Source organism: Microcoleus sp. (assembly GCF_049646505.1).
Taxonomy (GTDB): domain Bacteria; phylum Cyanobacteriota; class Cyanobacteriia; order Cyanobacteriales; family Microcoleaceae; genus Microcoleus.
Window position 1 is genome coordinate 1 of sequence record NZ_JBARVX010000062.1, and the last position, 9574, is coordinate 9574.

8 protein-coding genes are annotated in these 9574 nt (G+C 46.3%); 6 read left to right on the top strand and 2 right to left on the bottom strand.

Annotated features, from left to right (window positions below; all coding sequences use genetic code 11):
- Positions 1-186: 186 nt before the first annotated feature.
- Positions 187-1215, bottom strand: coding sequence for a hemerythrin domain-containing protein (locus WBA89_RS03250; protein WP_424404033.1), 1029 nt, complete (start codon positions 1213-1215; stop codon positions 187-189).
- Between the two features lie 158 nt (positions 1216-1373).
- Between WBA89_RS03250 and WBA89_RS03255 the strand changes: the two genes are divergently transcribed.
- From WBA89_RS03255 to WBA89_RS03265, 3 genes are all read left to right on the top strand, one after another.
- Positions 1374-1571: a hypothetical protein gene (locus WBA89_RS03255; RefSeq protein ID WP_424404035.1), complete on the top strand. Its 198-nt coding sequence runs from the start codon at positions 1374-1376 to the stop codon at positions 1569-1571.
- A gap of 22 nt (positions 1572-1593) precedes the next feature.
- Positions 1594-2859: a M16 family metallopeptidase gene (locus WBA89_RS03260; RefSeq protein ID WP_424404037.1), complete on the top strand. Its 1266-nt coding sequence runs from the start codon at positions 1594-1596 to the stop codon at positions 2857-2859.
- A 596-nt stretch (positions 2860-3455) separates the two neighbouring features.
- The gene (locus tag WBA89_RS03265; RefSeq protein WP_424404047.1) at positions 3456-4724 is read left to right on the top strand and encodes a M16 family metallopeptidase; all 1269 of its coding nucleotides are present in this window, start codon (positions 3456-3458) and stop codon (positions 4722-4724) included.
- A 377-nt stretch (positions 4725-5101) separates the two neighbouring features.
- On the opposite strand, the gene WBA89_RS03270 is transcribed toward WBA89_RS03265, so the two are convergent.
- On the bottom strand, positions 5102-5233 hold the full coding sequence (locus tag WBA89_RS03270) for a hypothetical protein (RefSeq protein WP_424404039.1): 132 nt from the start codon (positions 5231-5233) through the stop codon (positions 5102-5104).
- A gap of 544 nt (positions 5234-5777) precedes the next feature.
- Between WBA89_RS03270 and WBA89_RS03275 the strand changes: the two genes are divergently transcribed.
- The 3 genes from WBA89_RS03275 to WBA89_RS03285 form a co-directional block, all read left to right on the top strand.
- On the top strand, positions 5778-6380 hold the full coding sequence (locus WBA89_RS03275; RefSeq protein ID WP_424404041.1) for a hypothetical protein: 603 nt from the start codon (positions 5778-5780) through the stop codon (positions 6378-6380).
- Between the two features lie 225 nt (positions 6381-6605).
- Positions 6606-8423, top strand: coding sequence for an efflux RND transporter periplasmic adaptor subunit (locus WBA89_RS03280; protein ID WP_424404043.1), 1818 nt, complete (start codon positions 6606-6608; stop codon positions 8421-8423).
- 186 nt (positions 8424-8609) lie between these two features.
- A partial coding sequence (locus tag WBA89_RS03285) for an ABC transporter permease (protein WP_424404045.1) occupies positions 8610-9574 on the top strand: 965 nt, incomplete at its 3' end.

Here is a 9574-nt window from a genome sequence, read left to right on the forward strand (position 1 = left end):
CAAGAAAAAATAACTCTTGTGGGATGGGCATCTTGCCCGTCCGCTCAATTGATGAAAAGGACTTTTGCAAGAGGTCTATTGTTTTTCACACAAAACAGTAATCCCGCCACATTGGTAGCGGGATTTATAGGTTGCAGTTTAACTATCCTCTAGTTTTGCTAGAGTGGAAATTAGCTTGCTGCTGAATTAGCTCATCTTAGCCATTTCTTGCTGAATCGTGCTTTTTGCTTCTTTGAATTGAGTAGCCATTTGTTCCATTTGGGCTTCGCTCAGGTTGCGGCGAATTTGAGGGAACATATCGCCTTCTTCTTGCTTGACGTGATCTTGAACCGCTGTTTTAAGCTGTGTGATTTGAGCTTTAAAATCCGCAGAACTGGGGCTCATAGCCTTGATTTTGGAGAGCATCTGCTTCATTTCGGCTTGCTCGTTGTACAGTTCTTGGGTATCGGTGTAGTAGCTGCGAACTGCAGGATAAACAATTTTTTCTTCGGCTTCTGCGTGCACGCTTAAGTCTTTGTAAATTTGACCGAAGAATTCTTGCAGTTTTTGAGGATCGTCGGTTTTTTCGATTTCCATAAATAGGGTATCGACTTTGCGGTGATCCATTGTGATAATTTCGACAATGTTCATCTCATCTTTGGTGCGGGTAACTGCACCGCCGATGATGCCGCTCATCGCAGCGACGGCATCTTGGACGCGAGCCCAAACGCCTTGATCGGGGTCTTTTCCGGTCAGTTCCCGCACGCCCAAGATTTCGAGAACTCCTTTGAGTTGTTCTTGGTGAGCGCGGTTTTCAAAGTTAACTGTGTTGAGGGGAGTAATGGCTGCTTCGATGTCTGCGCCGACTACTTGAGCGGCTTTGTGAACTAACATCCCGGCCATTGTTTGTTGGTGTTTGAGCAGTTCGTGCTGACCGACTTTTTCAAACATTGTGAGTTCAGAACCTTCCATTAGTTTCTGAACTGCTTCGATCATTTTTGTGGTGGTTTCTTTGGGTTCGCTTTGAATCCCGTATTGGACGATCGTAGTTTCCAGTACGCCCAAGTTTTTGCGATCGTCCTCCAGCATATCCCGGAAGCGATCGCACAGTTCGGAGTCGCTGCAGGAATTGATGAACAATTGTTCGTTAGCAATCAGCAGATTTTGCACTGCTTTCATGTCTGCTAATTTAGTTGCGATCGCTTGGCGCTTGGTATCTTCTAGGGTAGCTACCATCTCTCGTGTCTCCTCTCAATGTCTTTAGTGTTCTTACATCTCTTAATTTATTGAAATATTCCGATCGCCTCCTCTTTCTCCCGACTGATTCATTAATATCCCGCGCAACCTATTGACTTTTAAACCAAAAAATGGTAATTAATTAAGGCTAAGGTCGTTTGAAAAAAAAGCCAAAATTACCCTTAATATCAGTCAACAGTCAACAGTCAACTGCCAACAGTCAACAGTCAACAGTCAACAGCCAACAGCCAACAGCCAACAGCCAACAGCCAACAGCCAACACTCAACTGAGTTTTGTATCAATTAATCCCGATCGCACATCAGTAAAGCGCTACTATAGTTGCAGCCGAAGTTAACTAAAGTTTAAGAATAACTAGCTTGTCTCAACTGCTCGCTGCTTTAGAGTTCCCAGCCAATGTCTGGAAGCTGCACAATGGGTTAACGGTCATTCACCAGCGGATACCGGCCACACCTGTGGTTGCGTTAGACGTGTGGGTGAGGGCTGGCGCTACGCGGGAAACCGATGCTTGGTCGGGAATGGCTCATTTTCTCGAACACATGATATTTAAAGGGACGGATTCGATCGCCCCTGGAGAATTTGACCGGGTAATCGAAAATCGCGGCGGTGTCGCCAATGCAGCTACAAGTCACGACTACGCCCATTTTTTCGTCAACGCTGCGGCTGATTATTTAGCAGAAACGGCTCAGCCACTGGCAGAATTGCTGCTGCGCGCTGCGATTCCCGATGCAGAATTCGATCGCGAACGAGATGTGGTGCTCGAAGAAATCCGCCAAGCTCAAGATAGTCCCGATTGGATGGGTTTCCAAGCAATGATGGAAACAGTTTACCAGCGACATCCCTACAGGCGATCGGTACTAGGAACCGAAGAGTTGCTGATGTCGCGAACTCCCCACGAAATGCGGTGTTTTCATCGGTGGCACTATCAGCCGGATAATATGACTGTGGTGATAGTCGGGGGAATTGATGAAGAACAAGCCAGAGACATCACAGAGAAAGCATTCGATCGATTTTCCGATCCGTGGGAATGTCCCAAATTTGCAGCAGAAGCGGAACCGCCGCTGGTAGAAATCCGCCGTCAGGAACTCCGCATCCCCCGACTGGAACAAGGGCGGCTGATGATGGCCTGGACTGGGCCGGGAGTTGAACAGTTGCAAAATGCTTGCGGCTTGGATTTGCTCTCAGTGTTGCTCGCAGACGGGCGGACTTCGCGTTTGGTCAGGGAACTGCGCGAAGAATTACAATTGGTACAGGCGATAGAAAGCTCTTTCTCGCTACAACGGGAATCGAGTTTGTTTACTATTAGTGCAGTCTTGGAAGCGGATGAGATCGAAGGAGTGGAAGCTCGGATTTGCGATCGGCTTTGGGAATTGCAATCTGAGCCGGTTTCGGAGGCAGAACTGATGCGCTGTAAGCGTTTGCTGTGCAATGACTTTGCTTTTTCGATCGAAACGCCGGGACAGTTAGCCGGTCTTTACGGATATTACAGTACGATCGCCACTGCCGAATTAGCGCTCAGCTATCCCACCACGATTAAAGCATTTAAACCATTAGACCTGCAGCGCCTAGCTCAACAATATTTATCTCCCCGTCGCTACGCCGCTGTGGTGCTCAAGCCTGTTTGATTGTTAAGCAATTGAATATCAATAGACTTCAGATTTCACAGGAGAAGTCACGGGCTCGATCGAGAAACCGCAGATATCAAACAGATGCAACACTGATTGATATCATTTCCGGTTACACCGTCAGGTGATGTTGACTGTTGACTGTTGACTGTTGACTGTTGACTGTTGACTCTAATTTATTATTCCGATGCTAACGGATTTGATATGACGCAGATGATTTCAGGGTATTTTCCCATTTTGCAAAAGAGGTCTAATATCTTTTGTACCGGATAGATATTCGTTTGTCCGGGGTTTTTTGCGCTGGCGGCGCAGCCGGAGCGAGTAGATTTTGTTACATTTAGATATTGTGCGTCCAACCCTAGCCGGTCTGACAGCATCAGTCTTGAACGCACCGCTATCAAAAAAACCGGGTTTTTTACTTCATCTGTGAACTACAGCGCGTCTTTTCGTGAAAAACCAGGTTTCTGAGCACCCGTGCGTAAGTCCCGACCGTGACAAGATCCAAATGGAAAATAGCAAAATGCCGATCGAGTAATTCCAACTTACCTTTTTTCCAATTACACATTCCCAATTCCCAATTATCAACTAAATTAATGATGAAAAATGAAATCCAGCGCACTATTTTAGATAACGGTATCGTTGTCTTAGCAGCAGAAAATCCAGCCGCAGATATTATTTCAGCTAGGATATTCCTGCGGGCCGGTAGCCGCTGCGTACAGCCGGAACAAGCAGGATTGTGTCACTTGCTGTCGGCGGTAATGACTAAGGGAACCGATCGCCATTCTTCGCTGGAAATAGCCGAACGTGTAGAATCGGTGGGAGCGAGATTGGGTACAGACTCGACTACAGATTATTTTTTAGTCAGTTTGAAGACGGTTGCTGCCGATTTTCAAGACATTTTGGAATTGGCGGCGGAATTGATGCGATCGCCCACTTTCCCGGAAGCCGAAGTCGAACTCGAACGCCGCATCGCCATATCAGCAATTCGATCGCAGCAAGAACAGCCATTTGCGATCGCCTTCGAGCAATTGCGACAGGCGATGTACAAAGAACATCCCTATGCTTTCTCTACCTTGGGTACGGAAGCTACGATGTCAAAGCTGACCCGAAACGATCTCGAACAGTTCCACAAAACCTATTTTCGTCCCGACAATGTAGTTATTTCTGTAGCCGGCAGAATATCGACCGAAGATGCGATCGCCCTGATCGATCGCACGTTTGGCTCCTGGAAAGCACCTTTAACACCCCTACCCACCTTAAACTTCTCCCCCCTCACGCCCTCCCCTCAAACCGTAGCTAAAGCGCAAGATACCCAGCAATCAGTGATTTTGCTCGGCTACCTCGCACCCTCGGTCAAAAATCCCGACTACGCAGCAATTAAGTTGCTCAATACCTATTTGGGTAACGGTTTGTCGAGCCGGTTGTTTGTGGAATTGCGGGAAAAACGGGGCTTAGCTTACGATGTTTCCGCGCTCTACGCGACACGCTTAGACGCGGCTCAGTTTGTCGCGTACATGGGTACAGCACCGGAAAATACGGTGACAGCTTTTGAAGGATTGCGTACTGAGGTCGATCGGCTAGCCAACACCCAACTAAGCGAAGAAGAATTGCAAGATTGCAAGAATAAAATGCTCGGTCAATATGCTTTAGGAAAACAAACTAACTCGCAAATTGCCCAAGTTTTAGGCTGGTACGAAATTTTGGAATTAGGAATTAAATTTGACGAGCAATTTCAAGCAGAAATTGCTACAGTTACGACAGCCCAAGCTCAGGAAGCTGCTAAGAAATACTTCATCGAACCGTATATTTCTCTGGTTGGCCCGGAGGCTGCGATTCAGGAATTGGGTGTGATGGCTGTTTGTTAAAAAATTTGTGAGTTTACTCGTTACCAGGCTCTGCCTGGTAACGCAGATTGGGAGGCTCTGCCTCCATTAAATGTTTACTCGTTTACTCGTTACCAGGCTCTGCCTGGTAACGCAGATCGGGAGGCTCTGCCTCCATTAAATATTTACTCGTTTACTCGTTACCAGGCTCTGCCTGGTAACGCAGATCGGGAGGCTCTGCCTCCATTAAATGTTCGATCCAATATGCCAATGTTCAACTCCCAAACCAGCAAGGCTTTTCAAGAGTAAAATAAATTTTTAAGCAGAGTCTGGGAATACTTTATTCTAAAAAATATTTGTGTTTATCTGCGTTCATATGCGGTTTTATACCATTTAACAAGTTATACAATAATGTCATACTATATGAATTGACCGCAGTAAAATTCGAGCGCGTGGGGAATTTGTTCTGTGCCGGAAAACGGAAGGTCGTCCGCACTACAAACCGTTTTTGTTATGGTAATCGATCGCACGCGATCTAATACCAATTTCATAAAGTAGCGCTAGATATTACCCCCCCAACCCCCCCGCGAGTTCGGGGGGGCTAAGAGTTCATCTATAGCACATATGAAAGAAAAATGGTATAAGATTACTGCACAAAAAAATTGATGTTAATTCCAGTAAATAAAGTCAAATCTGGATACAAGCCGCAATCATTTGATATCGTTTTCGGTTGCATCGGAATAATAAAATAGAGTCAACAGTCAGTAGGGGCGGTGCCTGTGAGTGCGGGCCCTCTTAACAGTCAACAGTCAACAGTCAACAGTCAACATCACCTGACGGTGTTACCGGAAATGATATGACACCAGCATAGAAGCCGAATTGCTGATATTTCAACTGTTGCAGCGGCTGACTCCCCAAGAAAAAGCAACTCGCACTATCAACTTTAATCGAGCCGTGCGAAGGCTAGCAATATCGGGAATATAAAGCCAGTACAATAGTGCAACTCCTGTATTAAAAAGGCAGGAATTTATTAAACGCCATTTGGGTTATGATTGGATAAATATTTTATCTGATACTTATAATTGGGGTGATTTCGTGATTCAAGATCCAATTTGGTTGGCGCGAAAAATAGCCGATATTCTGGAGCCCTTAGACATTTCCTATTTAGTTGGTGGATCTGTAGCAAGTTCTTTGCTGGGAGAAAACAGAAATTCACAAAATTTAGATTTGGTAATTAATATTTTGCCACAGCAAGCGCCACAACTAATCAGCGCCATGTCCGACAACTTTTATATTAGCGAGTCGGCGGTATTTGAAGCAATTCTTCGAGCTGAAAGTTTACCTCGCAAATCCTGTTTCAATGTGATTTACTTGCCTGCTATCGAAAAGGCTAAATTTTTTGTAATGAGCAATGACGATCCTTTCTCGGTTTCTGTGATGAAACGCCGCCAGTTGCACGTTGCGAGTGCTGGACCGGAGCGAGGAATTTATATTTATTCAGCCGAAGATATCATTATACAAAAACTCTGTTTCTATAAACAGAATGGGGCTGTTTTTAAAACGCAGTGGAAAGATGTATTGGGTGTTGTGAAGGTGCAGGGCGATCGGCTAAATTTTCATTATTTAAGCGAATGGGGGGAATGTCTAAAAGTTGCAGATTTGCTAGCACAAGCGTTGCAGCAATCTGGATTAGAGTAGTTACATTCTCCCAAGTTGTGTATGTGAACTTTTTAAGTTGATTCGGCTGCGTCAGATTGGGTGATTTGCCGATCGCCCAAAATTATCAACCGATGAACTCTACTGATTGCTGGGACGATCGCCCGCAAGCATTAAACACTGGAAAAAACCTAGTCAGACTTCAATTGAACCTTTTGTGTTCCCGATCGGTCTAAATCACAGACAGACCCATCTGGTCTAATTGATATGTACTTAGTAAAAAACTTTCACATTAAAAAAGAGCTAACTCCCTGGCTGGGCGGACTCCTCGCCACCGGATTGCTTGCAGGAGTCGGCTACACAGCTTACAGCCAATTCGCAGTCAAACAGCGTGGCGAAACCGGGCGCAAGGAAAAAACCGTTGCTGTAGAAAGGGTGAACCTGCCGATTACAATTTCGGCAAACGGCACAATTGCACCCGAACGTTCCGTCAACGTCAGCCCCAAAACTTCAGGAATGCTCAAAAGTTTGCTTGTCAGCGAAGGAGATAGCGTTGAAAAAGGGCAGATTCTCGCCTATATGGACGACTCCAACCTGCAAGGGCAACTTACCCAAAATCGCGGACAACTCGCAAGCGCCGAAGCAAACTTGCAAAAATTGCTCAACGGTAATCGCAGCCAAGATATTGCTGCGGCTAAGGCAGTTTTAGCAGAACAACAGGCAAGTCTGGAAAAATTGCTCAACGGTAATCGAAGCCAAGATGTTGCTGTCGCTGAGGCGCAAGTCGCAGAACAACAGGCAAATTTACAAAAATTGCTCAATGGCAATCGAACCCAAGATGTTGCTGTCGCCGAGGCACAATTAGCTGAACAACAGGCAAATTTACAAAAATTGCTTGAGGGGAATCGGCCTGAAGATATCGCCCAAGCAAGTGCCAAGCTCAAAGATGCCGAATACGCTAAAAATCAAGCAGAGGATGAGTTTCAGAGAAATCAAGAACTCTATAATGCTGGGGCGATTGCTTTGCAAGTTGTCAACAATTCCCGCACCGCGCGCGATCGAGCCGGCACGCAAGTCAGACAAGCCGAACAAGCTGTAGCTTTGCTGAAAGCGGGTGCTCGCCCCCAAGAAATCGCAGCAGCTAGGGCTGCAGCCGAGCAGAAACGGCAAGCTTTGGCCCTAGCGCGATCGGGCGCGCGTCCCGAAGATATCGCTGCGGGGCGGGCTGCAGTCGAGCAAAAACGGCAAGCTTTGGCCCTGGCGCGATCGGGCGCGCGCCCCGAAGACATCGCAGCAGGGGAGGCCGCCGTCGAGCAAAAACAGCAAGCTTTGGCACTGCTAGAAGCCGGTTCCCGCCCCGAAGACATCGCCCAAGCCCGCGCCCAAGTTCTTGCCGCTAGAGGCAGCCTGCAAAGCGTTCAAGCCCTGATAAATGACGCTGTGTTAAGGGCTCCTTTTAGCGGCACTGTTACCCGCAAGTACGCCGATCCGGGCGCTTTCGTGACTCCCACGACGGCGGGAAGTGCGGTTTCTTCGGCAACTTCTTCTTCGATTTTGTCCTTAGCTTCAAAAAATCAATTAGTAGCAAACGTAGCAGAAACTAATATTTCTCAGATTAAGATCGGCCAAGCTGCGTCTATTCAAGCCGATGCTTTTGCAGGAAAGACTTTTGCCGGTAAAATCACTCAAATTTCGCCTCAGTCGATCGTCCTGCAAAATGTGACGAGTTTTGAGGTAAAAGCCGCAATTATTAATGACAATAAAGAAATGTTGCGTTCTGGGATGAATGTAAATGTGGAGTTTAAAGCAGGCGAACTCAAAAATGTTTTGGTAGTCCCCACTGCGGCAATTGTCCGCCAACAAAGGGAAACTGGAGTATTTGTTCCCGGCGGAAAAGATGGCAAACCTGCTTTTATGCCAATTAAAACTGGTATGACGGTGGATGACAAGACAGAAGTGCGATCGGGTTTGAAAGGAAATGAAAAAGTGCTGCTTAGCGTACCCGCCGGATTGCAGCCCAAATCCCAAAATCCATCGGGCGGGATACCGGGTTTGCAACCAGGTGGTAGAACGCGATTGCGTTAGTGGGAAAAATGAAGAAAGAAAGCACAACACAGATTAATTATTGAGCATAAATCATATTAAATATGTTCGTATCAGAATTATCGATCTCTTTCTTCTCTCCCTCTGCGCTCTCTGCGCTCTCTGCGGTAAAAAAAATCTTAATCCTCACCAATTAGCCATTACCAATTCCCAATTCCCAACCACCTAATGAAATTAAAAACTCGCCCACCTATCAAAAAAATATCCAACCTTCAAATCACCTTCATGGCGACAGAAGCGCTGTGGAATAACAAATTGCGTACCAGTTTAACCATGCTGGGTGTAATCATTGGGATATCTTCAGTAATTGCCATTACTTCGGTAGGACAAGGAGTCCAAAAATCAACAGAAGAACAGTTAAAATCTTTGGGTACAAATGTGGTGTTGGTGTTATCCGGTGCTTCGCGATCGGGCGGTGTCAGTCAGGGAAGCGGTTCTGCTACAACCCTGACTTGGGATGACGCAAAGGCGATCGGCAAACAAGCTCCCGCAGTCAAAGCAATTACCGCTTATTTGCAGCGCCAAGTGCAAATCGTTTACGGCGGACAAAATTCATTTACTGCTATTTTGGGAACAGATTTAAACTATCCAGATGTGAAGAACATTCAACCCCAACAAGGACGGTTTTTTACTGAGGATGAATTGAATGCTGCTGAGCCAGTAGTTGTCCTCGGTTCTAATGTGCGGGACGAACTTTTTGGAGCCGGAGCTAATGCGCTATCCTCCGATATTCGCATTCAGGGAAACCGCTACAAGGTCATTGGAGTGATGGAAACCAAGGGGTCTGTAGGGGGAACCGATCAGGACGATCGAGTGTATATTCCCCTCAAAAATATGTCTTCGCGGATTGTGGGGAGAAATTCTTTAGCGGGGATTGCAATCTCTGGTTTTTGGTTGGAAACTGCAGGCGAAGCGGATTTAGCGGATGCTCAATTTCAAGTTGAAAATATCCTGCGCTTGCGCCACAATATTTATCCGCCGCAAGCGGATGATTTTCGAGTTATCAATCAAACTGAGATTGTTAATACTTTTAGCAATGTGATAGGTTTATTTACGGTGATGGTGGGATCGATCGCCGGAATTTCTTTGGTAGTTGGCGGCATCGGTATTGCTAATATTATGTTGGTGTCTGT